26 protein-coding genes are annotated in these 24,679 nt (G+C 68.3%); 12 read left to right on the top strand and 14 right to left on the bottom strand.

Translation table 11 applies throughout. The features are described from left to right. Positions 1-185 precede the first annotated feature (185 nt). The 3 genes from ON27_RS43155 to ON27_RS26230 form a co-directional block, all read right to left on the bottom strand. Positions 186-476: a hypothetical protein gene (locus ON27_RS43155; protein WP_157227348.1), complete on the bottom strand. Its 291-nt coding sequence runs from the start codon at positions 474-476 to the stop codon at positions 186-188. 657 nt (positions 477-1,133) lie between these two features. After that, positions 1,134-1,343, bottom strand: coding sequence for a DUF397 domain-containing protein (locus ON27_RS26235; RefSeq protein ID WP_043733450.1), 210 nt, complete (start codon positions 1,341-1,343; stop codon positions 1,134-1,136). After that, entirely contained in the window at positions 1,340-2,221 is an 882-nt protein-coding gene (locus ON27_RS26230; RefSeq protein ID WP_043733447.1) for a helix-turn-helix domain-containing protein, read from the bottom strand. The genes ON27_RS26235 and ON27_RS26230 overlap by 4 nt, the downstream gene beginning before the upstream one ends. A gap of 161 nt (positions 2,222-2,382) precedes the next feature. Here ON27_RS26230 and ON27_RS26225 point away from each other — a divergent pair, with 161 nt between their 5' ends. The 6 genes from ON27_RS26225 to metE all read left to right on the top strand — a co-directional run bounded on the left by ON27_RS26225 (position 2,383) and on the right by metE (position 9,242). Then, positions 2,383-2,817 (top strand): hypothetical protein, encoded by a 435-nt coding sequence (locus ON27_RS26225; protein WP_043733445.1) that lies wholly within the window; start codon positions 2,383-2,385, stop codon positions 2,815-2,817. Beyond that, entirely contained in the window at positions 2,814-3,173 is a 360-nt protein-coding gene (locus ON27_RS26220) for a hypothetical protein (protein WP_157227347.1), read from the top strand. The genes ON27_RS26225 and ON27_RS26220 overlap by 4 nt, the downstream gene beginning before the upstream one ends. Beyond that, positions 3,155-3,511 carry a hypothetical protein gene (locus ON27_RS26215; protein ID WP_157227346.1) on the top strand — a complete coding sequence of 119 codons (357 nt, stop codon included), beginning with the start codon at positions 3,155-3,157 and terminating at the stop codon, positions 3,509-3,511. The genes ON27_RS26220 and ON27_RS26215 overlap by 19 nt, the downstream gene beginning before the upstream one ends. A gap of 473 nt (positions 3,512-3,984) precedes the next feature. Further along, entirely contained in the window at positions 3,985-5,274 is a 1,290-nt protein-coding gene (gene aceA / locus ON27_RS26210) for an isocitrate lyase (protein ID WP_043733437.1), read from the top strand. Between the two features lie 383 nt (positions 5,275-5,657). Continuing rightward, entirely contained in the window at positions 5,658-6,527 is an 870-nt protein-coding gene (locus ON27_RS26205; RefSeq protein WP_043733433.1) for a 3-hydroxybutyryl-CoA dehydrogenase, read from the top strand. A 408-nt stretch (positions 6,528-6,935) separates the two neighbouring features. After that, positions 6,936-9,242 (top strand): 5-methyltetrahydropteroyltriglutamate--homocysteine S-methyltransferase, encoded by a 2,307-nt coding sequence (gene metE / locus ON27_RS26200; RefSeq protein WP_043733430.1) that lies wholly within the window; start codon positions 6,936-6,938, stop codon positions 9,240-9,242. Positions 9,243-9,461: 219 nt separating this feature from the next. Here metE and ON27_RS26195 read toward each other — a convergent pair whose 3' ends face one another. The 3 genes from ON27_RS26195 to ON27_RS26185 form a co-directional block, all read right to left on the bottom strand. After that, positions 9,462-10,787 carry a tetratricopeptide repeat protein gene (locus ON27_RS26195; protein ID WP_043733427.1) on the bottom strand — a complete coding sequence of 442 codons (1,326 nt, stop codon included), beginning with the start codon at positions 10,785-10,787 and terminating at the stop codon, positions 9,462-9,464. Between the two features lie 121 nt (positions 10,788-10,908). Then, entirely contained in the window at positions 10,909-12,102 is a 1,194-nt protein-coding gene (locus ON27_RS26190) for an AI-2E family transporter (RefSeq protein ID WP_051047008.1), read from the bottom strand. 73 nt (positions 12,103-12,175) lie between these two features. Continuing rightward, positions 12,176-13,228, bottom strand: a complete 1,053-nt coding sequence (locus ON27_RS26185; protein WP_043733423.1) for an NAD(P)-dependent alcohol dehydrogenase — start codon at positions 13,226-13,228, stop codon at positions 12,176-12,178. 160 nt (positions 13,229-13,388) lie between these two features. Here ON27_RS26185 and ON27_RS26180 point away from each other — a divergent pair, with 160 nt between their 5' ends. After that, complete coding sequence (locus ON27_RS26180; RefSeq protein ID WP_043733420.1) at positions 13,389-14,510, top strand: S1C family serine protease; 1,122 nt, start codon at positions 13,389-13,391, stop codon at positions 14,508-14,510. Positions 14,511-14,521: 11 nt separating this feature from the next. Here the strand turns inward: ON27_RS26180 and ON27_RS26175 are convergent, their stop codons facing one another. Both ON27_RS26175 and ON27_RS26170 read right to left on the bottom strand, forming a co-directional pair. After that, on the bottom strand, positions 14,522-15,088 hold the full coding sequence (locus ON27_RS26175) for a vitamin K epoxide reductase family protein (protein WP_051047007.1): 567 nt from the start codon (positions 15,086-15,088) through the stop codon (positions 14,522-14,524). Beyond that, entirely contained in the window at positions 15,085-15,864 is a 780-nt protein-coding gene (locus ON27_RS26170; RefSeq protein ID WP_043733418.1) for a DsbA family protein, read from the bottom strand. Before ON27_RS26170 ends, ON27_RS26175 begins: the two co-directional genes overlap by 4 nt. 333 nt (positions 15,865-16,197) lie before the next feature. Between ON27_RS26170 and ON27_RS26165 the strand changes: the two genes are divergently transcribed. Both ON27_RS26165 and ON27_RS26160 read left to right on the top strand, forming a co-directional pair. Beyond that, positions 16,198-17,529, top strand: coding sequence for a carboxylesterase family protein (locus tag ON27_RS26165; RefSeq protein ID WP_043733416.1), 1,332 nt, complete (start codon positions 16,198-16,200; stop codon positions 17,527-17,529). A gap of 133 nt (positions 17,530-17,662) precedes the next feature. Next, positions 17,663-18,526 (top strand): LLM class flavin-dependent oxidoreductase, encoded by an 864-nt coding sequence (locus tag ON27_RS26160; RefSeq protein ID WP_043733413.1) that lies wholly within the window; start codon positions 17,663-17,665, stop codon positions 18,524-18,526. A gap of 166 nt (positions 18,527-18,692) precedes the next feature. Here the strand turns inward: ON27_RS26160 and ON27_RS26155 are convergent, their stop codons facing one another. The 4 genes from ON27_RS26155 to ON27_RS26140 are packed head-to-tail and all read right to left on the bottom strand — an operon-like array spanning position 18,693 to position 21,396. Beyond that, positions 18,693-19,541, bottom strand: a complete 849-nt coding sequence (locus tag ON27_RS26155; protein ID WP_043733410.1) for a polyphosphate kinase 2 family protein — start codon at positions 19,539-19,541, stop codon at positions 18,693-18,695. Between the two features lie 33 nt (positions 19,542-19,574). Next, on the bottom strand, positions 19,575-20,300 hold the full coding sequence (locus ON27_RS26150; protein ID WP_043733408.1) for an ESX secretion-associated protein EspG: 726 nt from the start codon (positions 20,298-20,300) through the stop codon (positions 19,575-19,577). Then, on the bottom strand, positions 20,297-20,962 hold the full coding sequence (locus ON27_RS26145) for a hypothetical protein (RefSeq protein ID WP_245560149.1): 666 nt from the start codon (positions 20,960-20,962) through the stop codon (positions 20,297-20,299). The genes ON27_RS26150 and ON27_RS26145 overlap by 4 nt, the downstream gene beginning before the upstream one ends. A 41-nt stretch (positions 20,963-21,003) precedes the next feature. Further along, complete coding sequence (locus ON27_RS26140) at positions 21,004-21,396, bottom strand: hypothetical protein (protein ID WP_043733405.1); 393 nt, start codon at positions 21,394-21,396, stop codon at positions 21,004-21,006. A 168-nt stretch (positions 21,397-21,564) separates the two neighbouring features. Here ON27_RS26140 and ON27_RS26135 point away from each other — a divergent pair, with 168 nt between their 5' ends. Then, a complete protein-coding gene (locus ON27_RS26135; protein ID WP_043733402.1) occupies positions 21,565-22,305 on the top strand; it encodes a GntR family transcriptional regulator in 741 nt (246 codons plus the stop codon). Positions 22,306-22,367: 62 nt separating this feature from the next. Then, positions 22,368-22,559: a hypothetical protein gene (locus ON27_RS26130; protein WP_157227345.1), complete on the top strand. Its 192-nt coding sequence runs from the start codon at positions 22,368-22,370 to the stop codon at positions 22,557-22,559. 317 nt (positions 22,560-22,876) lie between these two features. Here ON27_RS26130 and ON27_RS26125 read toward each other — a convergent pair whose 3' ends face one another. After that, complete coding sequence (locus ON27_RS26125; protein ID WP_043733396.1) at positions 22,877-23,308, bottom strand: tautomerase family protein; 432 nt, start codon at positions 23,306-23,308, stop codon at positions 22,877-22,879. Positions 23,309-23,408: 100 nt separating this feature from the next. On the opposite strand from ON27_RS26125, the gene ON27_RS26120 reads away from it, so the two are divergent. Then, positions 23,409-23,981, top strand: a complete 573-nt coding sequence (locus tag ON27_RS26120) for a TetR/AcrR family transcriptional regulator (protein WP_043733519.1) — start codon at positions 23,409-23,411, stop codon at positions 23,979-23,981. Between the two features lie 35 nt (positions 23,982-24,016). Here the strand turns inward: ON27_RS26120 and ON27_RS26115 are convergent, their stop codons facing one another. Continuing rightward, positions 24,017-24,664: a class I SAM-dependent methyltransferase gene (locus ON27_RS26115; protein WP_043733517.1), complete on the bottom strand. Its 648-nt coding sequence runs from the start codon at positions 24,662-24,664 to the stop codon at positions 24,017-24,019. Positions 24,665-24,679: the final 15 nt, after the last annotated feature.

The following is a 24,679-nucleotide window of genomic DNA, read 5'->3' as shown; positions in this document are numbered from 1 at the left end:
TTGTTTGGTCAAGATGATGGGTAACCCGGATCCACCTCTGGGAATCGCTGTAACGATATCCGAACCTCCATCGAATAAGATGTGCACGACGGTCCCATACTCTGTAGACAGCCACGAATGCAAGTCCGACATGACATGATCGAAATCATCCACGAAGTCTAGCCACCTCTTTCTTTGTCGGCGAATCAGCAGGTCACCGTCGATCGTGGCCCAAACCCATTCTGATAGTTCTTAGTTGTCTTCCCGTCCACGGTGAGATACCCTTCTGCTACTCCAATGTACTCCCCTGGTACGCAGGGAGTTCCATTCTGCGACATGACGGTATATTTTTTACCAGCCGTAGGCGAGTACACCGTTCTCTGGGCAATGCTGCTCTCGATACGAACCCACTCCGCCCCGTCCACTTTGGCGTAGTAGATGAACACATCTGCGCGTTCGACATCACCCTGGCAGATGAGCGTTCCTTTGACGTCCATCAGGCCAGGTGAACCTTTCGATTGTGCACGTTATGAACGTTGACTTCGCAGCTGCCGACACCGGCGCTTGCAACACCCGTTCCCACGCCCAAAATCCATCCAACGGATAAGATTAGAACTGCCCCGAGAAATTTCCACAACTGCACATTTGAATAGAAGCGCATCGAGTACATACTTCCCCCTGTCCCTCAGATGTATATCCGAGGTAGATTCCAGACTCAGGCTACGTATCGACTTCCGCATGGTCAAGGTTGAAACCTATTGACCGCGTAGGTCTCTGGCCCGCGGCAACGACATGTGCACTGATCTCGACGAGGGGATAGGCTCAGCCCGCAAGGAATGGCAGGACTGCGACTCGTTGGAGGATCGACGGCTGACCTGCCGAAGCACTCCGTCAGTGTTTCCAGCGTCGTCATCGACGCCGAGAACCGAGGTCGGGCGGGCGGGTGGAACTGCCCGTACTGCACGCCACAGATGACGGCGTCCCACGCGCCCGTCTCGCGATCTCGTTGCCGGTGTCAGGCAGTCGGGCGGTTGAACTCGCCGCTGGTCATGCCAGCAGTGGAGGTGTTGGGCGAGGGCTTCGAGGACCTTTCGAACGGGGGCCGGGTCGGCGGTGGGTAGTGCCGCGACGGCATCGTCTGTGGGAACGCGTGCTCAGCCAGAGAAATCGAACCCGCCATCGGCGATGGTTGCTGTGAAGGCATCCCACTCGGAGGGTGTGAAGATCAACGCTGGTCCGGTGGAGTTCTTGGAGTCGCGGACGCCGACCATGCCCCCGGTGAGATGTGCGACCTCGACGCAGTCTTTGCCAGTGCCGCTCCGACTGCTTTTGAACCACTTCGCCGTCGATAGGTCGGCACTCACGCTCCGTACTCCTCTGCAATTGCCACCAGCAGCGCTCGGGACTCGTCCTCGCTCAGTGCCGCACTCTCGACACTTGACCGCGCGGTCTGGTACTGCTCGATCTCGTCGGGTTTGTCCAGGTACAGGGCTCCAGTGTAGCCCTCGACGTAAATCACGGGCGGCTCGGTCAACGACGGGTTCGGGTGTTCGGGGAACTCCAGCAACACAAAGGAACCTGCCTCCAGTCCGAGGTAGGAACCGGCGCTCAGTGGAACGATTCGGATGGATACGTTCGGCAAGCCGCTCAGTTCCGCCAAGTGACTGGACTGGGCTGCCATGACCGCAGTGCCACCGATCTGGTGGCGCAACGTCGCCTCGCTCAGTCTCACGTCCAAGCGGAATCGGTCAGGTGGTTCCTGGAGGCGTGCTTGTCGTTTGGTGAGCAACTCTATGTGTCGGTCGATTACGTCATCGGTCAATGCTGGGATGAAAGCTTTGGCAACGGCACGTCGATAGTCGGCTGTCTGCACCAAACCTGGCAGCAAGGTCAATTGGAACGACGTGACATGGCAGGCGGCCTGTTCGAGCACGACGAACAAGTCTGTGTTCGCGAACATCGCGTCGCTGTAGGACTGCCACCACCCGGTCTTGCGCGCCTCTTCCGCCAGCCAGAGCAGCGCCTGCCGGTCGTCGTCACTCGCGTCGTACACGTCGCACAGCGCTCGGATCACCATCTTCTTGACCATCGCGACCTGACCGTTCTCCAAGCGCCACAGCGTTTGTGAACTCATCTCGGACAGCTTGGCCGCCTTGTCCCTGGTGAGTCCGGCGTTGTCGCGCAGCTCGAGCAAACGCCGAGCCAGCAGTCTGCGCGGAAGAGTCGTCGTCTGGGCTGCCACGTGAACCCCCACCTTTCGTTAGCAGTGCTATGAACTCATACCATTTGATTTGGAGTGAATCTGTCTGTGCCCTAATCATATTGTTATCACTCCATTTTCGAGCGGAATGGTGCTGTACTCGGTGTGCGCCGAGCGGCTGGGTCGATCGAGGGAACCCGCCGATGCCGCAGGTCGGACGAATCGCTACGAAGATGTTGGGGGTATTGATGAACAGGCAAGTCGTGGATGCCGGGCCGGGTCTCCGCTCGGCTGCGGGTCGGAAAGTGCCGAAAGCGATCGGGCTCGTTCGCAGTGACGTGTCCGGTGCGGACGCGCTACGGCATGCCGATGCGGTACTGCGGCATGCTCTCGCGCTCGGCTACCGATACATCTACACGGTTCGTCCACCGGTCGATGTCGTCGATCCGATCGGGTACGTGCTCACGATCGCGAGCGGGCTCGTGGTCGAGGTGATCGTTGTCTTCGATCTCGGGCATGTGGATAACCGGCCCGCGTTGGTCTGTGATGTGGGTTTCGATCTGGAAACCGTTTGCCCGCAGGGCACTTGGGTGCGGTCGGCGCAGGCTTCGCCGGCCGCAGGAGCGGGGGCGGCGTGACGAATCGACACGTGATCGTCGCTCCAGCGCGCGTCTGCGCGTCCGCTGACCTCGAGTTGGCGCACCAGCAGATGCAGCGTCATCGTGCCTGCCGGATCGAGCAGTGCGCCTGGAAGTGGGTCGCCTACTGCACGCTGGTGCGGGGCGGCCGGATCGTGCCGCAGCGGTTCAGCCCGCGAGAGCGTGCTCATCGTCGGGGTATCGCTTTCCCGCTCGACCACAGCGGGCGTGGACCGGCGCTCGAAGAGATGCCGGAAGTGGCGACCCTTCGGCAAGTGCTCGACGGCCTTTCCGCACCGGACCCGGACAACGGCTGTGCTGGGAAAGGCGAGCGGCCGTGGGCTTGTGGCAAATAGTGCACAGCATTATCGCCGTGGTCGGGGGCGGCGTGTTCGTCATGGTCGGGGTCGCGTGTGTCTGGCCGATCGCGCGGCCGCGCCGTCCCGCCCGCCCGCGCCGTCCCGCCCGGGCCCGTTGTTCGTTGCGGCCGGTGACCTGGCCGGAGGCGTGGACATGTAAACGTCCGCAGCAGTCGTTCACGCTCGCCGATGCTCATCGCGCCATGCAGTTGCATCGCGACCACGACTGCCCCCGTAAGCGCGCCGCCTTCGCGGCGTTGGTCGCGGCCGGGCGCATCACGCCGGACTCCGCGCGACGGCACCGGCTATGGGGATGGTCCGAGGAATCCGACTGACGGCGTGTGCGGAGCGGGTATCGCGGATGGGCAGACGAAGGGACCCCGTTCGGGATCGGAACTTCATTCTGTGCCGCGTGGTGGGCCGGAATCGGAGCCCGCGATCGAGAGGTGGCGTAGGCCACAGCAGCCGTGTGAAGGTCCTCACAGTTGGGAATGGTGGCGCCGGGGTAATGGGGACCGCCCGGTGATCGCTAACAGTACAAGCGTTACGCTAAAACCCCACGTCAGAGCTACCGGCTAGTAGATTGCACTACTGCAATTCGACGGCAAATTTTGCAGAGTTAGCAAAGGAGGACGAAAACCTAGCTTAGATTCACATTAACAACAGGTAGACGGCCATTTCTTCGTGTGCCATCGTGTGGAAGTACACCCCAAGGGCCTAGCAAGCCTGCAAATTGCCGCTCCAGCAGTACGAGCTGCCGCGTAGCTCGACCGGGCGGCATGGACCGAACGAAGAAGTGGAGTCACAGATGTCGACCACCGGCACCCCGAGGACCGCCGCGGAAATCCAGCAGGATTGGGACACCAACCCGCGCTGGAAGGGCGTCACCCGTAACTACACCGCGGAGCAGGTGTCGAAGCTCCAGGGCACCGTCGTCGAGGAGGCCACCCTCGCTCGCCGCGGCTCGGAGATCCTGTGGGATCTCGTCAACAACGAGGACTACATCAACTCCCTGGGCGCCCTCACCGGCAACCAGGCGGTCCAGCAGGTCCGCGCCGGCCTGAAGGCCATCTACCTGTCGGGTTGGCAGGTCGCCGGTGACGCGAACCTCTCCGGCCACACCTACCCCGACCAGTCGCTGTACCCGGCCAACTCGGTTCCGTCCGTGGTCCGCCGCATCAACAACGCGCTGCTGCGCGCCGACGAGATCGCCAAGGTCGAGGGCGACACGGCCGTCTCCAACTGGCTGGCCCCGATCGTCGCCGACGCCGAGGCCGGCTTCGGTGGCGCGCTGAACGCCTACGAGCTGCAGAAGGCCATGATCGCCGCAGGCGCCGCCGGTGTGCACTGGGAGGACCAGCTGGCCTCCGAGAAGAAGTGCGGCCACCTGGGCGGCAAGGTGCTGATCCCGACCCAGCAGCACATCCGCACCCTGACCTCCGCGCGTCTGGCCGCCGACGTCGCCGACGTGCCGTCGGTGATCATCGCCCGCACCGACGCCGAGGCCGCCACCCTGATCACCTCGGACGTGGACGAGCGCGACCGCGAGTTCCTGGACGGCACCCGCACCCCCGAGGGCTTCTTCGGCGTGAAGAACGGCATCGAGCCCTGCATCGCGCGTGCCAAGGCCTACGCCCCCTACGCCGACCTGATCTGGATGGAGACCGGCGTGCCGGACCTCGAGGTCGCGCGCAAGTTCGCCGAGGCCGTCCGTGGCGAGTTCCCGGACCAGCTGCTGGCCTACAACTGCTCGCCGTCCTTCAACTGGAAGGCGCACCTGGACGACGCGACCATCGCCAAGTTCCAGCGTGAGCTCGGCGCGATGGGCTTCAAGTTCCAGTTCATCACCCTGGCCGGCTTCCACTCGCTCAACTACGGCATGTTCGACCTGGCCTACGGCTACGCCCGCGAGGGCATGACCGCCTTCGTCGACCTGCAGGAGCGCGAGTTCAAGGCCGCCGCCGAGCGTGGCTTCACCGCCATCAAGCACCAGCGCGAGGTCGGCGCCGGCTACTTCGACACCATCGCCACCACCGTCGACCCGAACACCTCCACCGCGGCGCTCAAGGGCTCCACCGAAGAGGGACAGTTTCATTAAGCCGCGCCTCCGCGCGGCGTGTTCGCGGCCCCTGTGAGTCTCGCGTCCGAGCGTCCGCCGCTCGCGCCTGCGGCGCGTGCGCACCGGACACTCGGACGCGAGACGGGCCGCGAACGGCGCTCGATGGCCTCGCGCGTGGGTGGTTGCGAAAGCAGCGACTGACGATTCGAAGCTGAACTCAGGTGCTTGCCGAGGGAAGTGAGGTTCCCGACGTGAAAACCGACATTCCTCTACTCCGGTAGGGGTGTACTGCCCTCCCCGCTGAACAGCCCCAGCGGGGAGGGCATCCCTATACCTTGGACCATCGAAGGGCGCGCTCACACCGGAGCGATACCTTCGCAGACCAGCCACCCCAGAGCCAGACAACCCAGCAGGAGCGGGACGTGAGCAGCGAAAAGATCCAACGCGTCGGCATAATCGGCGCCGGCCAGATGGGCGCAGGAATCGCGGAGGTGTGTGCCAGGGCGCACGTCGACGTGCTGGTGTACGAGCAGACGCGGGAACTGGCCGCCGCGGGCCGCGCGCGCATCCTGCGGTCCCTCGACCGTGGCGTGAGCAGCGGCAAGATCACCGAGCGCGAACGCGAGCAGGCCGCCTGGCGGCTGCGGTTCACCTCCGATCTCGGCGACTTCGCCGACCGCCAGCTGGTGGTCGAGGCGGTGCTCGAGGACGAGAAGGTGAAGACGAGCATCTTCGCCGAGCTCGACAAGGTCGTCACCGACCCGTCGGCGGTGCTGGCCTCCAACACCTCCTCCATCCCGATCATGAAGATCGCGGTCGCCACGGCGAACCCCGAGCGCGTGGTCGGCATGCACTTCTTCAACCCCGTCCCGGTGCTGCCGCTGGTCGAGCTGGTCACCACGCTGAAGACCAGCGAGTCGGTCTCCACGCGCGCCGAGGCCTTCGCCGGCGACGTGCTCGGCAAGCAGGTCGTGCGTTCGGCGGACCGCTCCGGGTTCGTGGTCAACGCGCTGCTGGTGCCGTACCTGCTGTCGGCGATCCGCATGGTCGAGTCCGGCTTCGCCACCAAGGAGGACGTGGACAAGGCGATGGTGCTCGGCTGCGCCCACCCGATGGGCCCCCTGGCGCTGACCGACCTGGTCGGCCTGGACACGGTGAAGTCCATCGCCGACTCGATGTACGCGGAGTTCAAGGAGCCGCTGTACTCGGCCCCGCCGCTGCTGATGCGTATGGTCGAAGCGGGACTGCTGGGCAAGAAGACCGGCGCGGGTTTCTACCAGTACCGTGTCTGATTTGCAGCGCCTGCGGCGCTGCGTGTTCGCGGCCCCTGGGAGTCTCGCGTCCGAGCATCCGCTGCTCGCGCCTGCGGCGCATGCGCAACGGATGCTCGGACGCGAGACGGGCCGCGAACGGTGCTCGTAAGACTCGCACTGGACGTGGCGGGGAAGGCGAGCACCTCACGATCGCTATCGAGGTGCGCCGAGGCAATGGCTCGCTCGTATGGGCGAGCGGCGCTGCCCGACCTTCGATGTGGAGAATCGACCAGAAGTTGGTGTTGCCGAGCCGGTGACGGCGATCGGCATAAGCTGCACAACAGCCGGGCCATGTCGACGGCTCGGCTGGGTATCCAGAGCGCAGCGCTGAATCGACCCGTCGATCTCGGCGGGCCGCGCAGGTGATCGAAAGAAGGTATCCCGCTCATGGTGAACGTGACCGACGGCTACGGGTCGAGCATTCTCGGCTATCCCAGGATCGGGCCGCATCGCGAGCTCAAGCGGGCGCTGGAGGCCTACTGGCACGGTTCGCTCGAGCGGGAGGAACTGCTGGCCGTCGGCCGGGAGATCCAGGAGACCCAGTTCAACGAGCTGGCCGCCACGGGCCTGACGCAGGTGCCGGGCAACACCTTCTCGTTCTACGACCACGTGCTGGACAACGCACTGCTGTTCGGCGCGGTGCCCAAGCGGTTCGAGCCCTACCGCGACGGCATGCACCCGCTGGACTTCTACTTCCTGATGGCGCGCGGCCGTCCGGATCTGCCGCCGCTGGAGCTGGTCCGGTTCTTCGGCACGAACTACCACTACCGCCAGCCGGAAGTGGACGCCGACACCGAGTTCTCGCTGCATCCCGAGGCGCTGCTCGATGAATTCGATCGTGCGAAACAGCAGGACATCGAGCTGCGACCGGTGGTCATCGGCCCGGTTTCGCTGCTGCTGCTGTCCAAGGCCGGGCACATCCCCGGCGAGTCGGGCGGCTTCGACACGCTGAGCCTGCTGGACAAGCTGCTGCCGGTCTACGAGGAACTGTTCGAGATCCTCGCCAAGCGCGGCGCCACCTGCGTGCAGCTGGACGAGCCCGCGTTCACCAGCGAGCGCACGCCCGCCGAGCTGGCCGCCTTCGAGGCCGCCTATCAACGCTTGGGCAAGGCCCCGCTGCGTCCGCGCATGCTGGTCACCGGCCAGTACGGCGATTTCGGTGCGGCGCTGACCATCCTGGCGAGCACCAACATCGAGGCGATCGGCCTAGACCTGGCCAGTCATCGGATGCGCCCCGAGGATCTGGCCGCGGTGCCCGGCATCCGCCGCAAGCGCCTCTACGCGGGCGTGATCAGCGGCCGCAACGTGTGGCGCGCGGACCGCTACGTCACGCTGGAATACCTCAACGAACTGGCCCAGGTGTGCCCCGATCTGGTCGTCTCGACCGGCACCACGCTGCTGCATGTGCCCTACGACCTGTTGATCGAATACGACATCGAGGGGCACGTCGCCGACCGGCTCGCCTTCGCCAAGCAGAAGGTGGGCGAGGTCGTCTCGCTCGCCAAGGCGCTCACCGAAGGCCCGTCGGACAAATGGCGGAAGCGGCCGACCGAAGTGCACTTCAAACAGAAGCACGCGGTGCGGCAGCGGGTCTACGCGGTGACCTCGGACATGCGCTCGCGCGAGCCCTACGAGGTGCGCCGGGAAGCCCAGCAGCGCAGGTTGAACTTGCCGCCGGTGCCCACCACCACGCTCGGGTCCTTCCCGCAGACCGCACGGATCCGCCAGGCGCGTTACGAACTGGGCGAGGGCCGGTTGTCCTACGAGGAGTACCGCAAGCGGATCGAGGCCGAGATCGAGGCGACGATCCGGCTCCAGGAGGACATCGGCCTGGACGTGCTGGTGCACGGCGAGCACGAGCGCAACGACATGATCCAGTACTTCGCCGAGCTGCTCGACGGCTTCGCGACCACCCACTTCGGCTGGGTGCAGGTGTACGGATCCCGTTGTGTGCGACCGCCGATCATCTACGGTGACGTGTCGCGTCCCGCGCCGATGTCGGTCGAGTGGATCAGCTACGCGCAGTCGCTCACCGACAAGCCGGTCAAGGGCATGGTCACCGGGCCGGTCACCATGATCGCCCGTTCCTTCGTCCGGCAGGACCAACCGCTGCACGAGACCGCCGACCAGGTGGCGCTGGCCATCCGCGACGAGGTGGTCGACTTGGAGAAGGCGGGCATCTCGATCATCCAGGTCGACGAGCCCGCGATCCGGGAGATGCTGCCGCTGCGCCCGGAGGGCCGCGCGGAGTACCTGCGCTGGGCGATCGGCGCGTTCCGGCTGGCCACCTCCGGTGTGCAGGCGCACACGCAGATCCACACGCACATCGGGTATTCCGGCCGCGCCGAGGTGGTCGAGGCGATCGAGCAACTCGATGCCGACGTCACCGCCATCGTGGCGACGCGCTCCATCGAGTGGGTGCTGCGGGCGTTGAAGGAGGACTGCGCCTCCGGGCACGGGCTCAGCCACGGCGTCGGCCCCGGTGTCTACGAGAGCCGGTCCGCGCGCATCCCCGATATCGATGAGCTGGACGAATTGCTCACCGCGGCCGCGGAAGCGGTGACGCCGCAGCGGTTGTGGGCCAATCCGGACGGCGGCCTGAAGACGCGCCACTATTGGCAGTTGGAGCCGTCGCTGCGCAACATGGTCGCCGCGGCACGCCGCGTCCGCAGGCGGGTGGAGGCGGCTGAGTAGCGCGAACGCCGCCGATCGGACGCGGTGGGCTGATCACACGGTCTGGTGCGCATCGTGCGTGACCTCGGCGATGGTCCGCCACCGATCAATAGCCGACCCCGGTTCGAGTCCTGTCGCAGTCGGACGAGTTCGTCGAACAGCCGGTTACCGTTGTGGTGAGTGCGGTCACCGGCTGACGCGGTCCACTCACCGGTGGGCGTGGGTCCGAGTGGGACGCGCTCACCCGTCGGCGGCCGCGAGTGTGCTGAGTGTCGCGAGCACTTCGGTGGCGGCATCGGCGACCGAGTCGGCCTCGGCCATCGCCAGCGCGGCGGACGCGGCGGCGCGCAGGTGTGGCACCAGCGCCAAGCAGGCCGCCGTCGCGGCGCGATCGGCCGGGGTGAACCCGGCGTCGTCCTGCGCGGCGGATTGCCACGCGGCGGTGGCGATCACCTCGTGCAGCCAGTTCAGCAGCTCCAAGCGCAACGGTTGCGGCTCGCGCAGCCAGGCGCGAGCGTAGGTCACGTCGGTGCGCTCGTGCAGCAGCGCGCCGAGCACGACCTCGGCGGCGGGCGCGGTGACGGAGTAGATCGATCCCTCGTGCAGAACCGCGGAGAACAGGAAGACGATGCCGCGCGCCTGGTCTTCGACGGCCGCGCTGATCAGGTCGGCGAGCATGGCGGGAGCGTCGCCCGCTGATCCGTAGGCGTGCGCCAGTCCCGCCCAGTCCGTCTCGCGCAGCACGGTCGCGGCACGCTCGTGGTAGATCGGGGCGAGGGCGGCCGCCGCGCGGGTGCGCGCTTCGGCGTCGGTCGAATCGAGCGCACGCTGAAAGGCCGCCAGCGCCGCCTCCGGCTCGCCGAGCCGGTCGCTGAACACCCCGACGTCGAAACTGGCCCGAGCGGCGACCGCGGGATCGTCCGCTTCGGCCATCGACCGGCTGATCTCCCTGGCTCCGGCGAGATCACCGGCCTCGCTCAGATGCTGGACCAGATCACCCGCGACGAGGAGGGACTGATCCCCGGGCCAGCCGTCGATGACGGTGCGGTAGACGGCTTTCACGCCGTCCAAGTCGCCCTCGGTGCGCAGGAGGTAGGCCAGGTTGGACAGCGCGAGCCGGGCGATGTCGCCGGGACCCGCGCCGATGGCGTGCTCGTAGGCGGTTCGCGCCGCGTCCGAGTCGCCGCGCTTGGCTCGGGAGTAGCCGAGGTTGATCCAGGCGCGCGGCGCGGCGTCGGGGTGCCCGGACTCGGCGGCGCGCTCGTACATCGCTTCGGCCGCCGCGATGTCGCCGCGTTCGGCCAGCAGCAGGCCGAGATTGTAGGCGGCGCGCGGCGCGGCGTCCTCGTGGCCGGAATCGACCGCCACGTGGTAGGCGCCTTCCGCGGCGGGTTTGTCCCCCGCCGCACTGAGCAGTCCGCCCAGCTCCGCGGCGGCCAGCGGCGCCCAGTTCGGATGACCGGAGGCGATGGCGATCTGGAACGCCTCCCGCGCGGCCACCACGTCGTTGCGCCTGCGGTGCATCTTGCCGAGGTCGAAGGCCAGGTCCGGCGGCCGCTTCAGCATTGTTCCCATCCAGCCTCGGCACCGAAAGCGGTGCGAATCGTTTTCCGAGAGTTCTACATCGGCGCGCGACCCATGGCTACCCATACCGTGGGATAGGCCCGGGCGGGCGCGCTGTCCCCTTTCACTTCGGCGGCGGGTTGTGGCGGCCCGCCAGCCGAAGGGTCAACTGCCGGGCGAACTTGCTGCGGCGCTTGGGCGGGCCCGTGCCGTCGAGATCGGCCTCCACGTCGGCCTCGACGTTGTAGCGGCGGATGTAGGCGCCCGAGAACGCCTGCACCGTCGCGGTCACCGGAATGGCGAGCAGTGCGCCGGTCGCACCGAGCAGCGCGGCGCCGGCCAGCACCGCGCCGAAGGCGACGGCCGGATGCATGTCCAGCGTCGTCGCGGTGATGCGCGGTTGCAGCACGTAGTTCTCGAACTGCTGATAGAGCACGATGAAGCCGAGAATCCACAGCGCCGTGCTCGGTCCGTGCACCAGCCCGACGATCACCGGAAGGGCACCGGCGAGATAGGTGCCGACGGTCGGGATGAACTGGGAGACCACGCCGACCCACAGCGCGAGGGCGAACGCCGATGGCACGTCCAGCATCCGCAGCAGTGCGTAGTGCGCCAGCGTCGAGGCGAGCGCGAGGAGCCCGCGCGAATAGATGTAGCCGCCGGTCTTCTCCACCGCGATGTCCCAGGCGCGCAGCACGTGGCGCTGGCGCCGCGGCGGCAGCAGCGAGCAGACGGCGGTCCGGATGCGGGGGCCGTCGGCGGCGAAATAGTAGGTGAACAGCAGGATGCCGAGACCTTGGAACAGCGCGCCGATCGCGGCCGTGCCGATGCCCCAGACGTTGCCCGCCAATCCGGTGAGGTAGCCCTCCAGGGTCGAGCTCCAGTCGGTGGCGTACTTCTGGATGTCGGTGCTGGACAGATCCTGGTGGAAGGTGTCGTTGATCCAGTCCACGCCCCGGTCGGCGTATTCGGGGGCGTTCTTGACCAGCGTGGTGACCTGCTCGACCAGCAGGGCGCCGAGCGTCCACAGGAAGCCGACGACCAAGGCGGTCAAGATGAGGAACACCAGCCCGGTCGCCGGACCGCGCCGCATGCCGCGCCGGGCCAGCCAGTTCACCGCGGGCTCGATCGCGAAGGCGAGGAACAGGGAGACGAGCAGGACCGTCAGCAGGCCCTGCAGGCGCTCGAGCACCCAGAAGGCCGCCAGCAACCCGGTGATCGTCGCCGCGGCGAGCAGGAACGCGCGCGGCAGCCATGGCGGCATGCCGCGCGCGGCGATGGCCGGGCCCTGCGTCTCGTCTTCGTCCTGCGCAGACACAAGGCCAAGGTACCCACGCCGACACCGGTTCGCGTCCGGACGACGCGCGGCCGCGCCGGTGCGGCGAGCGGGCTCACATGGTGGAGACGTCGATGACGAATCGGTAGCGCACGTCGCTGGCCACGACGCGGTCGTAGGCGCCGTCGATCTCGTCGGCGGCGATCAGCTCGATTTCGGCGCCGATGCCGTGCTCGGCGCAGAAATTGAGCATCTCCTGGGTCTGCGCGACGCCGCCGATCATCGAACCCGCCAGCGAGCGGCGGTACCCGGCGAGGTTGAACGGCTGGACGCTCATCGGGTTCTCGGGCAGACCGAGGATGACCAGGGTGCCGTCCAGGTTCAGCAGGCGCAGGTAGTCGTCGATCGGCAGGTTCGCCGAAACCGTGTTGAGGATCAGGTCGAACCGGCCGCGCAGATCGCGGAAGGTCTGCTTGTCACTGGTCGCGTAGTAGCCGACGGCGCCGAAGAGCTTGCCGTCCTCCTGCTTGCTCAGTGAGTGGCTCAGCACGGTGACCTCGGCGCCCATGGCGGCCGCCAGCTTCACCCCGACGTGCCCGAGCCCGCCCATGCCGATGATCGCGATCTTCTTGCCCGGTCCGGCGCCCCAGTGCCGCAGCGGGGAGTACAGCGTGACGCCCGCGCACAGCAGCGGCGCGGCGACGTCCAGGCCGAGACCCTCGGGGATGGCGACCACGAAGTTCTCGGTCACCACGATCTGGGTGGAGTAACCGCCGAGGGTGTGGCCACCGGGCTGCACGGCCGGGTCGACCACGGAGTTGTAAGTCATGGTGGCGCCCGCGGCGCAGTACTGCTCCTCGTCGGCGAGGCACGGCGCGCACACCCCGCAGGAGCCGACCATGCATCCGACGCCGACGTGGTCGCCCACCCGATGCCTGCTCACCGCGGATCCGACCGCGGCGACCACGCCCGCGATCTCGTGTCCGGGCACGCAGGGGTAGCGGGTGCGGCCCCACTCGTCGCGCGCGGTGTGGATGTCGGAGTGGCAGATGCCCGCGAATTTGATGTCGATCAGCACGTCGTGCGGCCCCAGTTCCCTGCGTTGGATCGTGACCTTCTCGAACGAGCCATCGGGGGCGGACAGGGCGTAGGCGGCGGCTGTGCTCATGAGGACATGCCTACCGTCGCATGGGTGCCGTTGCCAACTGTGACACGGAAAGAGCACGGTCACAGGCCCTTTTCCGGCTCGGTCGCCGGATCGCTGATCTTCGGCGGTGTTCTTTGGCGACAATGGAATGGGTGAGCGGTTCGGCCGAGGCGGGAGAGCCATGGACGAAGAACGGCAGCAGTGGACCAGGGCGCGGCGCAGGCGGGGTCGCGGCCGGGTGTTCATCCTGGTCGTCACCCTGGCGCTCGCGATGGCCGCCTTCCTCGGGTATCGCGGCGAATTGCCGGTCCGCGACCGGCCCGACCCCGCCGAGACCGTGGCATCGATGGGCTTCGCTCCACCGGAGCCGCTCGATCCCGGTGTGATCACCGCGGCGGTGCGACCCGCCTTGGTCAACGTCAATGCCTCGGCCGAGCGGTCCGGGCCCGGCGCGGCCGGGTCCGGGATCGTCCTCACCGCCGACGGCGAGGTGCTCACCAGCCATCACGTGGTCAAGGGCGCGGACACCGTGACCGTCACCGACGTCGGCAACGGCAAGGTCTACGACGCGGTGGTGCTCGGCTACGACTCCGAGGCCGACATCGCGCTGCTCGACCTGGCCGCCGCCGAACTGCCGATCGCGACGATCGGCAGCTCGGCCGGACTGCGCCTGCGCGAGGAGGTCGTGGCGATCGGGAACGCGGGCGGGACCGGCGGCGCGCCGACCGCCGTGCACGGCCCCCTCACCGATCTGGACAGCGCGATCGTGGCGGTCAACGCCGCCGACCTGTCGCGCAAAGCGCTCAGCGGCATGCTGGAGGTCGCGGCGGCGGTCACGCCCGGGCAGTCCGGCGGCGCGCTGGTGGACCGGAACGCGTCCGTGGTCGGCGTCATCGCCGCGGCCTCGGGCGACGGGGCGCGGGCGGCCGATCGACCGGCCAACGGCTACGCCGTACCGATCGATGCCGCGATGCGGGTGGTGCGGCAGATCCGCTCCGGCACCCCCACCGACACGGTGCACGTCGGCCCGACGGCCACGCTCGGTGTGCTCATCTCCAACGCGCTGCCCATCGGCACGGGCGCCCGCGTGGACGTGGCGCTCTACGGCATGCCCGCCTACGCCGCCGGGCTGGCCGCGGGCGACGTGATCACCTCGCTCGACGACCAGTCGGTCACCAACGCGCAGTCCCTGCGCGCGGCGTTGAACACGCGCAAGCCGAACGACACCGTTCGATTGGGCGTCACCGGCGCGGGGGGCGAGCGCACGGTGCGGGTGACGCTGGTCGCGGGTCCGCCGAACTGACCGGCCCGGGATCAGACCAGCGACAACCAGTAGTCCTGGAAGCGCAGGAACACCAGGAGCAGCACCACCGCGAAGAACAGCGCGACGATCGTCCAGCGCCACTCGGCGAGCACGCCGAGCGGGCCGCGCGAGCGCCCCCACAGCTGGTCGGTGCTCACCGCGAGCAGCGGCGTGATGATCGCCCACACCACCATGCAATACGGGCACAGAGCGTTGATCCGGTACAGGCTTTCGAAGATCAGCCAGCAGACGAAGCCGACCCCGAACACCGTGCCCAGCCACATGGCGCCCCACACCCAGCGCGGGAAGCCGACTCCCGCCACCGAGAGCACCCCGAGCGTCACGACGACGGAGAACCCGACGACGCCGATCAGCGGGTTCGGGAATCCGAAGACCGCGGCCTGCTCGGTCACCATCACCGACCCGCAGGACAGGATCGGGTTGAGGCTGCACGACGGGGTGTAACCGGGATCGGTGAGCAGCTTGAACCGTTCCACGGTCAGCGCCACCGCGGCCAGCCAGCCGGCCAGCCCGCCGATCAGCAGGACCCAGGCGGCCCGGGGCCCCGCGGTGATCACTGGCCCGCGGCGGCGCTGATCACGGGTGCGAGGCCGCCGTTGCCGAAGATCTCCTGGCTGGACTCGACCTTCTTGCCGTTGACGAACACCGAGGGCGTCGACTGGATGCCGCTTGCCAGGATTTCCTTGGTGTTGGCCTGGACGTACTTGTCGTACTTGTGGTCGGTGATGCACTGGGCGACCGCGTCGTCGGTGTAGCCGGCGCTCTTGGCGATCTGGACCAGCTGGTCGTCGGACAGGCCCGCGCCGCCCTCCGGCGGCTGCTGGGCGAACATCGTGTTCAGCCAGTTCTGGTACTTCGACGGGTCGGCCTCGGCGACGCAGTAGGAGGCGCTGCCCGCGCGCGAGGAGTACCGGGTGGTGGACGCCTTGTCCAGGAAGGCGATCACGTTGTATTCGACCACCGCGGTGCCGTTGTTCACCGCGTCTTCGAGCACTTGGCCGTTGGCGGCCTCGAACGCCTTGCACGCGGGGCACTGCAGGTCGGCGACCACGCGCACGGTGACCTTCGCGTCCGGCTTGCCGATCCGGACGGCTCCGTTGTCGGTGATCGAAGCGGGAACGGCGCCCGGGGCCGGGGCCGCGGTCGCGGTGATGGAGGGGGTGGGGCCGGGATCGTCGTTGCGGGCCTTCTGCACCGCGATGCCGATGCCGATGGCCGCGATCAGCCCGACGAGCACGGCGGCGACGGCCACCTGGATCAAGATCTTCCGATTGCGGTCGGCGCGTTCCGCCGCCAGCAGCGGGTTCGACTTCCCACCCTGGTTCTTGCTCACCGTGCGTTCACCACGCCTTTCGCTCGCCGGACGGTTCCTGCCGTCACGATCGTAGATCCGCAGGCCACTCTCCCGGGTGAGCGGCCACGCCCGTCATCATGGTCGTCCTACCTGAGAGATTCCGAAACATCGGGGCTGCCGCCGCAGAATCCGGCCGGCTTCGGCGACGCGTTCAGCGCGGCATGATGCCGGTGAGGACCAGGTCGACGGCGTCGCGAGCCAGCTCCGGGCGGCAGCTCCCCGCCCAGTTGCGTGACGTGCAGATGGTTGTACGGGTCCGCCCTCTACCGTGACGCTATCGCAAGTCGACTTGCGATAGTGGAGAGGAGCGGCATGGAGTACGTGATCTCGGGGCGCTGGCGTGGCGAAGCCCGCGGCGAGGTCGCGGTGTTCCGCGGTATCCCCTACGCGCGCGCGGAGCGATTCGCACCGCCGGAGGCCGTCGCCGCGCCCGAGAGGGTGTACGACGCGACGCGCCGGTACGCGATAGCGCCGCAGTTGCCGGGGCGGCTGGAGAGCGTGCTGGGGCGGGCGGAGCCGCTCGAGCAGTCGGAGGACTGCCTCGCGCTCACCGTCACCGCCCCCATGGACGCCCGGCAGGGCGCGCGTCCGGTGCTGGTGTGGTTGCACGGCGGCGCCTATCTGGCGGGCAGCGGGCAATGGAATCTGTACGACGCGGACCGGCTGGTGGGCGAGACCGGAGCCGTCGTGGTGTCGGTGAGCTATCGGCTGGGCGCGCTGGGATATCTGCGCGCGCCGGGCGTCTCGGCGGGCAATCTCGGCCTGCGCGACCAGATCACGGCGCTGCGCTGGGTGCGCGACCACATCGCCGAGTTCGGCGGCGATCCGGCGCGCGTCACCGTGTGGGGGCAGTCGGCGGGCGGGCAATCGGTCGTCGCGCTGCTGGGGATCGCGGAGGCTCGGCCGCTGTTCGCCGGGGCGATCGTGCAGAGCGCGCCCTTCGGCGTCGGATTCCACAGCCACCGGCAGGCCGAGCGGGTGGGGGCGATGTTCCTCGCCGAACTCGACGCCGATGCGCGCACCGCCCCCGTGTCCGAACTGCTCGCCGCGCAGGGCCGCACCATCCGGCGGGCGGCAGGGCCAGGGGCGATGAACCCGGCGCCACCTTTCTTGCCCGTGGCCGACGCGGGACCGCTGCCGGACGAGCGCACGTGGCGCGCGGCGGTGCGAGACGCGGCCACCGATCTGCCGGTGCTGCTCGGGTGCGCGGCCGAGGAGTCGCGAGCTTTCTACGGCGGCCCGCATCCGGTCTTCGGCAGGCTGCGCCGGTTGCCGCTGGCCGGCGCCCGGCTCGACGCGGCGGCGCAGCGACTGATCGGGCGAAAGGCGTTCGAGAACGGACTGTTTTGCTTCGCGGACGAACTGGCCGACGCCGGGGCGCGCGTGTACTGCTACCGGATGGGGCAGCTGCATCCGGCGAATCCGTACGGCGCCTGCCACTGCATCGATCTGCCGCTGCTGTTCGCCGACGGCGACACTTGGCACACCGCCCCGATGCTCGCGCCCCTCACGGCGGCGCAGATCGACGCACTCGGCCGCCGGACCCGCGCCCACTGGGGCGAATTCGCGCACACCGGACGTGTCGCGGACGCGGGCTGGACACCACACCGACCGGGGTCCCGTTTTGTCCGGCAACTGCCCTGAGCGCGGTGAAAGCGCCGTCGGCCGGGACTCGCGCGACACATCTGGGACGCCGCCGCCCGGCCTGTCGTGCCGCCGCCGGAGGTCCGCACGCGATAAATCCACATCCGCCGAGTGCAGCCGGTAGGAAAGTGGGATGACTGTTCTCGGTGCTGTGTTCCGTCCGCAGAACCCGCCCGAACTACTGCGTGCGGCGGCCCGGGTCGCCGAAGCGACGGGTCTGGAGGAGCTGTGGCTGTGGGAGGACTGCTTCGCGGAGAGCGGGATCGCCACCGCCGCGGCCGCGCTCGCCTGGACCGAGCGGTTGCGCGTCGGTATCGGGCTGCTGCCGGTGCCGCTGCGCAATGCCGCCCTCACCGCCATGGAGGCGGCCACGCTGCATCGCCTGTTTCCCGACCGGCTGACCCTCGGCGTCGGGCACGGCGTCCAGAGCTGGATGGGGCAGGTCGGCGCGCGCGTCGAGTCGCCGGTCACTTTGCTGAGCGAGCACTTGGACGCGCTGCGTGCCCTCCTGACGGGTGAGCGGGTCACCGTCGCGGGCCGCTACGTGCGTCTCGACGCTGTCGCACTGGACTGGCCGCCCGCGACGCCGCCGAAAATCTACGCGGGCGCGCGCGGTCCGCGCTCGATCCGGCTGTCCGGCGAGCACGCCGACGGCACGCTGCTCGATTCGATCACCGACGCCGACGGTGTTCGCGCCGCACGCCAGCTGATCGACGAAGGGCGCGCCGCGGCCGGGCGCACCGACCGGCACCACGTGGTGGCGAATCTGCTGGCGGTCACCGGCCCGGATGCCGAAGCCCGCTTGGCCGCCGAACGCACCCCCGCGCATGCGCCAGGAGCGGGCGTGGCGGGTGACGCGCACGCGATCGCCGCGGCCGTCACCGCACTGGCCGACGCGGGCGCCGACACCGTCGTACTGCAGACCACCGCCGATGATCCGGATCCCGCCGCCTATCTCCGGTTCGTCGCCGAGCGAGTCCGTCCTTTGGTCTCCTGAGCACGACGGAGCCGCCGCAGCGACGACAAGGGTCCGAGCCGAGCGCTGCTGCGCCGCGGGCGGCAACTCACGCCTGGGCCACGCCGTTGTGTCATCGAGTCTCGTCGGCAACTGACGCCTACGCCGAACGCACCGCTGCGCCGTGGCGTCGAATTCGGCCGGCGACTCAGGCTCGCGCCAAGCGCAGCCGCTGCGCGGCGACGTCGAACCTCGCCGGGGGCCATTCGAGTTCGAGCCGCTCGAGCGCCGCGATCAGCAGTTCGGTAACCGCGAGACGGGCGAACCACTTGCGGTCGGCGGGCACGACATGCCAGGGCGCGTACCCGGTGGACGTGCGGTCCAGCATCGCCTGGTACGCCTCCTGGTAGGCGGGCCAGTAGGCGCGCTCATCGATGTCGGACGGGTTGAACTTCCAGAATTTGTCCGGTCGCTCCAGTCGCTCGGCCAGCCGCTTCTTCTGTTCGTCGAGCGAGACGAACATGGCCACCTTCACCAGCGTGACGCCCTCGTCCACCAGTTCCCGCTCGAACGCGTTGATCTCCTCGTAGCGCGGCTCCCACACCGTGGGCGCCACCAGGTTGTGCACGCGCACCACCAGTACGTCTTCGTAGTGCGAGCGATCGAACACACCGAGCTGACCCGCGCGCGGCAACGCTTTGCGGATGCGCCACAGGAAGTGGTGGCGTCGCTCCTCCGGCGTCGGCACGCCGAAGGCGGCGTGGTCGACGCCCTGCGGATCGACCGACCCGATGACATGCCGGACGATGCCGCCCTTGCCCGCCGTGTCCATACCCTGCAACACCAGCAGCACGCTGCGGCGATCGCCGCCGGAGCGGCCGTTGGCGTACAGCTTCTCCTGTAGATCCGAGAGCACGAGGCTGCGTTCGGCCAGGAGCGCGCCGCCCGACTTCTTGTCACCGGTGAACCCCGGCGTCGCGGAGGTGTCCAGCTCGGCGACCCGCAAGCCGTCGGCTCTCAGTGCCTCGGTAGGCGGGACCGTCCAATGCTGCGCCATGCCGTAAACCTAACCCCGCGGGAGCTCCGACGGTCAGACTTGCGCGAGGCGCAGTAGCTGGGTGGCGAACTCCTCGTCCGACACGGGGGTGAGGACGAGATCGTGCGCGGTGGTGAGCAGGTAGCGCCCGTCGCCGGTGAAGTCCAGCCAGGTGCGGTGGCGGGTGGGCGGGGACATCGGATTCTCCGGCTCCACCGTGACGGTGATGAAGCCGCGTCCGTCCACCGGCTTGCGCAGGGTCTGCCGGAATTTCGCCGCGCCACGGTGACCGTTCGTGACGAACGGCTCCGTCCGGTCCGGGCTCAACACGGCGTCCTGCGGCTCGCGCATCGGGGCGAGCCTGCCCGGCCGCGCCGACCCGATGATGTGTACCAGGCGTTCGCCCACCGCGCGGGCGTGGCACATCTGTACGGTCACCCGGTCGGGGGTGGCGACCAGGATGCCCGCGTGGTTGTGCACCACCGCGGCGAAGGCCAGGATTCGCTCGGCCTCCGCGTCGCCGCTGTCGCGCGAGAGCGCGGAGCGTTCACCGGAGACGGTGATCGTGGTGGCGTCGTTGCGCGCGCACAGCATCAGCGCGGCGGCCAGGTCCGGATCCGCTTGCCGGGCGAAGCGCTGCGGCAGACCGAGGGCGTGGTACTCCGACTCGGTGCGCACGGTGGCCGAGGGGACCATGTTGACCGGATAGGGCCTGCGGTCCAGGCTCGTTTCGTTCGTCCAGACATGCGTGAATTCGTCCGGGCTGAGCACCCATTTCACCGCGCGCCGCCTCCGCGGACGGAGTTCGGGTCGGCCGGTGCGGCGCCGTCGGCCGCCGAACCTTCGTGCGGCCGGGGGAACTGGGGAACGTGATCGCCGGTGGCGGGCATCGTCGGGGTGTAGACGTAAGTCATGGTGTCCCGGACATCCGCCTCGATGTCTGCCGCCGCACTATCGTGTTCCATCCTACGTTTTCCACCGTAAACCGCCTCGGCGGCCGGGTCAGCGAGCGGCCGATACCGCTGCGGCGGCGCGATAGCGCCCCGGACCGTCTGCGCGGCATCGCTATTCAACTCCATCAGTCGCGCGACCGCCCGGCACACGTCGTGCGCGTCCCCGCCCGCACGGACGAATTGCCTGGTCGCACCCACCGCGGCGTCGGCTGCGCGCCCGGACCAGCGGGCGAATTCCCGGTTGGTGGCATCGGAGAAGGCTTGGAACGCTTCGGCTACCGCGGTGGCGTTGGCCTGCCATGCCTCCGCGATCCGGCCGAGCGCCGCCGGATCGAGGGTCTCGTGCACCAGGTCCCAGATCTGCTGATGGGTGTAGGCCCCGAACAGTTCCCGATCCGGCGCGTAGGCGGGATCGGACGCCCCGTCGACGAAATCGGCCAGCTCCCGCCGGATGCCGTCGGCTGCCGCGCGTGCCGCGGAGTCTGCCATCCCTCGTCCCCCTCAGTCGTTCCCGGCGCACCGGCGTGTGCTCACCGGGGCTCCAGGTACTCGGTGATCAGCCGCAGCGCGGCCTGATTGGCGGCCTCGGCGTCGGCCAGCCGGTTGGCCGCGGCGAGATACGCGGCTTTGAACAGCAGCGCGGTTTCCTGGAACGCCGTGAGGGTGTCCAGGTATTGCCGTCCTTTGGCGGCGAACCCGCGGGTGAGGCCCTGGCCGGTGGGCAGATCGGGAAAGCCGGTCACCTCGGTGACCAGATGCTCGTCGGCCATCGCGCGACGCAGGTCGTCGACCAGTTTGTCGCAGGCGGCGGCGAGGTTCTCCGCGACCGCGGTGTCCAGCTCGAACGGTTCGCCCCCGCCCGCGCCTACCGCCGCGGCGTACAGCTCTCGCGCCGTCCCCTGCCCGGTATCCGGTACCGCCACGTGGAAGCCCCCTTCCGCTCGGTCCTGTTCGTACCGCGCTGTACTGGAGTCGCACTTTACCGGTCGGTACAAGACGGCGGACCGCGTCGGTGCGGGCTTGTGTGGCGTACCCGGCGAGCCGACCGGCCGTTGTTACACTGGCCAGCGGTCCGCAGGGGAGGGAGACCGGTGGCCGAAAGTTCTGGCGCGGTGCCGAAATACCTGCGGATCGCGGGACATCTGCGCGAGCTGATCGAGCGTGGCGAGTTGGCTCCCGGCGATGAGGTGCCCTCCGAGCGCGAGCTCGCCGCCCGCTGGAAGGTGGCCCGGCCTACCGCCGCCAAAGCGCTGGACGCGTTGCGCCAGGAAGGAATCGTGCGGTCGCGGCAAGGATCGGGCACCTACGTGACCGAACGCTCCGCGCTGATGCGGGAGCGCGCCCCGCGATACGAAGCCCGCTCCGCCGCCGCCGCCGAATCGGTGACCGTGCTCGTAACGGAAGTGGTCGAAGGGCCTCAGGAGGTCACCGACGCGCTCGGCCTGTCCGCCGCGAGCGCGGTTTCTATTCGAAAGTTGCTGTGCGCTGGTACATCCGGCCCGGCAATGCTCATCACATGCTGGTTCCCCGGCGTGAACACCGAAGCCGCCGATCGGTCGGATTCCGTACCCGGTGGCGCCTCGGAATACCTGGAAGTCGCGATTCGACGCGCTACCGCGATGGTGCGCGAGAGCGTCGGTGCTCGGCTGGCCACCCACGACGAGCGCCGCCATCTCGAGCTCGCGGGCCCGGCGGCGGTGCTGGTCGTGCACCGCGTAGCGCTGGACGCCCGCGGTGTCGCGCTCGAGTATCGCGAAATCGTCCACCCACCCGGCAGCGGAACCATCCGGCAGGAGTATTTCACCAGCTCAGCGGCCGATTTCCGCCGTTGACACCATTCGACCGCAACTGGCATAGTCCACTTGTCGGAAGTGTCGGAGGGCGGGGAGTGGCGATGTCCGATCAATTGACCATGGGCGGCTGGGTGATCGTGGGCGAGCACTGCTCGGTCCGCAGAACCCCGCTACCGCATAACGACTACCTCGCCTTCGTCTTCGAAAGCAGCGGTACGGAATTCGAACTGGCCCTGTCACCCGCCATCCTCCGTCGCATGGTCGACCTCGGCTCCACCCCGCCTGCACCATGACGTTTTCGAACGCTCCTCGCCAGGTGTCCGTGCGGACATGCGGGCTCCGTTGCGAAATATATTGCGGGCAAACGACGCTCCGATACCGGCCAAGTTCTTCGCACCCATTGCCGCTGGCTTTTTCGGTGCCGTAGTTCTTCTCTCGGCGCTCGTGTTCTTCGCGCTTTGAGTCAGAAGTTCCATTCGTTCGCGTGATCGGCCGGGATCGATCGGGGCAGTGTCAGTCGACGGTGACGAACGGGCGAACCGGGGCGTCTCGCGGAATCGGCTCCGGGCGTTCCCGCCATTCCAGCCGCCCGGCCAGGAGGAAAGTCAGCTCACGCATCGGTGCGCTGTCCCTTCGCCAAAGCGGCCAGTTCGGTGAAGCGCACCACGTTTCCGGCCGCACCCCAGGTTCCTTCGGGCTGTTCGTGGATGAGCACCCATACTCGCAATCCGTCGGTGTCGCCGAGGGCTGCCGCGGCTGAGACGTCAGCGGTCACCTCCTGGATCAGACCGGCTTTGCGGCGGTCGGACAGCGCGCCCGCGGGCACGGTGACGTCGACCCGGAAGCGCGGCAGCTCGTCCTCGGCGCTGCCGAAAGCGTTTGCCGGGACCTCCTCGATGCGGGTCCAGGCCAGGGCGCGGAAGAAGGCCGTATCGGGCGCTCCCTCCCACTTCAGCAGGGTGGCCGAAAGTGTCTCGCGCAGTGTGGCGCGGGCGTCGGCGGCCAGGACTCCGGCGGGCAGGGTGAGCTGGATCATCGGCATGTCGAACTCCGTTCGGAAAGAAGAACCGGGATCTATAACGATCGTTATAACTCCTGCACGGTACGCTATGACAGTCGTCATGAACAAGGGAGGTGCAGCGATGGCCGAGACGCCGCAGGCGCGAGAGCGGATGGTGGCAGGCGCGGCCGACATGATCCGCCGGCGCGGCCTGAACGCGACCAGTGTGCGGGAGCTGGCCAAACATGCCCAGGCGCCGCTGGGCTCGACCTACCACTACTTCCCGGGCGGCAAATCGCAGCTGGCCGCGGAAGCGGTGCGCTTCGCCGACGCGCTGGCCGCCCGCAAACTCGCCGAGGGCCTGTCGGCCGGGCCGGTCGCCGGACTGCGGTCGTTCACGGACATGTGGCGAAAAGTCGTGACGGACAGCGATTTCCAGGCGGGATGCCCGGTGCTCGCCGTCTCGGTAGAAGATCAGGCCGACGACCTGCCGCAGCGGGCCGCCGCGGCCGCGTTCGAGCACTGGACCGGCCTGCTGGCGCGGTCGCTGCGCGAGCACGGCGCGAGCGACGCCGACGCCGAGCAGACCGCCACCCTGATCGTGGCCGCCGTAGAGGGCACGGTGGCCATGTGCCGGGCCGAACGCAGCACCCGCCCGCTCGACCAGACTGTGGACAAACTCGAATTCCTGATCCGGGCCGTCACCGCGGGCTGATCATCGGCAGAACGAAGGGAAGGGGTGCGGACAGTTCAGCGCCCTTGCGCGGCAACGGGTTTCGTCGCGCTGACGTACTGCAACAGGCGATGGACCCGCTGGTCGATCTCCACCAATCCGTGCTCGGCGAACAGCGCCGGAAAAGTCCGGGAATCGAACACCCGCAGCCCGCTCCAACTGCCCACCACGCGGCTCACGTCGCCGCACGGGTTCGCGGCCCGGTGGCTGGTGGTGATGGCGATGCGGCCACCCGGGGCGAGCACGCGGATCATCTCGCGGGCGGCGACGAGCGGGTCCGGGATGAGGTAGAGCGCGCCGAAACAGCAGACCGCGTCGAAGGTCCCGTCCGCGAACGGGAGGGTGCGGGCGTCGCCGCGCAGATAGCCGACGCGAGGCCCGGCGTTGTCGGCGACGGCGCGCGCCAGCATCGGCTCGGAGTAGTCCAGGCCGATCGCGTAGCCGTCGCCGGACAGCGCTTCGCTGAGATGTCTGGTGAAATTGCCCGGGCCGCAGGCGATGTCGAGCACCTTCTGCGCGCCGCCGAGCCGCAGTGCGGTGACGGCGTCGCGCCGGTCCGCCGCGGTGGTGCGGCCACTGGCGAGATAGAACAGCGTGGGCCGCCACGCTCGTTCGTACACCGCGGCCAGCGCCGGGGCGTTCATCGTCTTTCGTGCGAGATTCACCGGCATTCGCGTTCC

The organism is Nocardia asiatica NBRC 100129, assembly GCF_000308415.1.
Classification (GTDB): Bacteria; Actinomycetota; Actinomycetes; order Mycobacteriales; family Mycobacteriaceae; genus Nocardia; species Nocardia asiatica.
The sequence above is the reverse complement of the archived record's forward strand: the minus strand, read 5'-3'. Positions and strand labels throughout refer to the sequence as shown.

Excerpts from the sequence above, each read along its gene's own strand:
- ON27_RS26125 (WP_043733396.1), bottom strand. The coding sequence starts at position 23,308 with ATGCCGATGATCCAGCTCACCCTGCCCGCCGGAGTCCTGGCCGCCGAC.
- ON27_RS26225 (WP_043733445.1), top strand. The coding sequence starts at position 2,383 with ATGCCGCAGGTCGGACGAATCGCTACGAAGATGTTGGGGGTATTGATG.
- metE (WP_043733430.1), top strand. The coding sequence starts at position 6,936 with ATGGTGAACGTGACCGACGGCTACGGGTCGAGCATTCTCGGCTATCCC.
- ON27_RS26155 (WP_043733410.1), bottom strand. The coding sequence starts at position 19,541 with ATGGCGCAGCATTGGACGGTCCCGCCTACCGAGGCACTGAGAGCCGAC.
- ON27_RS26145 (WP_245560149.1), bottom strand. The coding sequence starts at position 20,962 with ATGGCAGACTCCGCGGCACGCGCGGCAGCCGACGGCATCCGGCGGGAG.
- ON27_RS26130 (WP_157227345.1), top strand. The coding sequence starts at position 22,368 with ATGTCCGATCAATTGACCATGGGCGGCTGGGTGATCGTGGGCGAGCAC.
- ON27_RS26160 (WP_043733413.1), top strand. The coding sequence starts at position 17,663 with ATGACTGTTCTCGGTGCTGTGTTCCGTCCGCAGAACCCGCCCGAACTA.
- ON27_RS43155 (WP_157227348.1), bottom strand. The coding sequence starts at position 476 with ATGGACGTCAAAGGAACGCTCATCTGCCAGGGTGATGTCGAACGCGCA.
- ON27_RS26165 (WP_043733416.1), top strand. The coding sequence starts at position 16,198 with ATGGAGTACGTGATCTCGGGGCGCTGGCGTGGCGAAGCCCGCGGCGAG.
- ON27_RS26195 (WP_043733427.1), bottom strand. The coding sequence starts at position 10,787 with ATGCTGAAGCGGCCGCCGGACCTGGCCTTCGACCTCGGCAAGATGCAC.
- ON27_RS26185 (WP_043733423.1), bottom strand. The coding sequence starts at position 13,228 with ATGAGCACAGCCGCCGCCTACGCCCTGTCCGCCCCCGATGGCTCGTTC.
- ON27_RS26120 (WP_043733519.1), top strand. The coding sequence starts at position 23,409 with ATGGCCGAGACGCCGCAGGCGCGAGAGCGGATGGTGGCAGGCGCGGCC.
- ON27_RS26180 (WP_043733420.1), top strand. The coding sequence starts at position 13,389 with ATGGACGAAGAACGGCAGCAGTGGACCAGGGCGCGGCGCAGGCGGGGT.
- aceA (WP_043733437.1), top strand. The coding sequence starts at position 3,985 with ATGTCGACCACCGGCACCCCGAGGACCGCCGCGGAAATCCAGCAGGAT.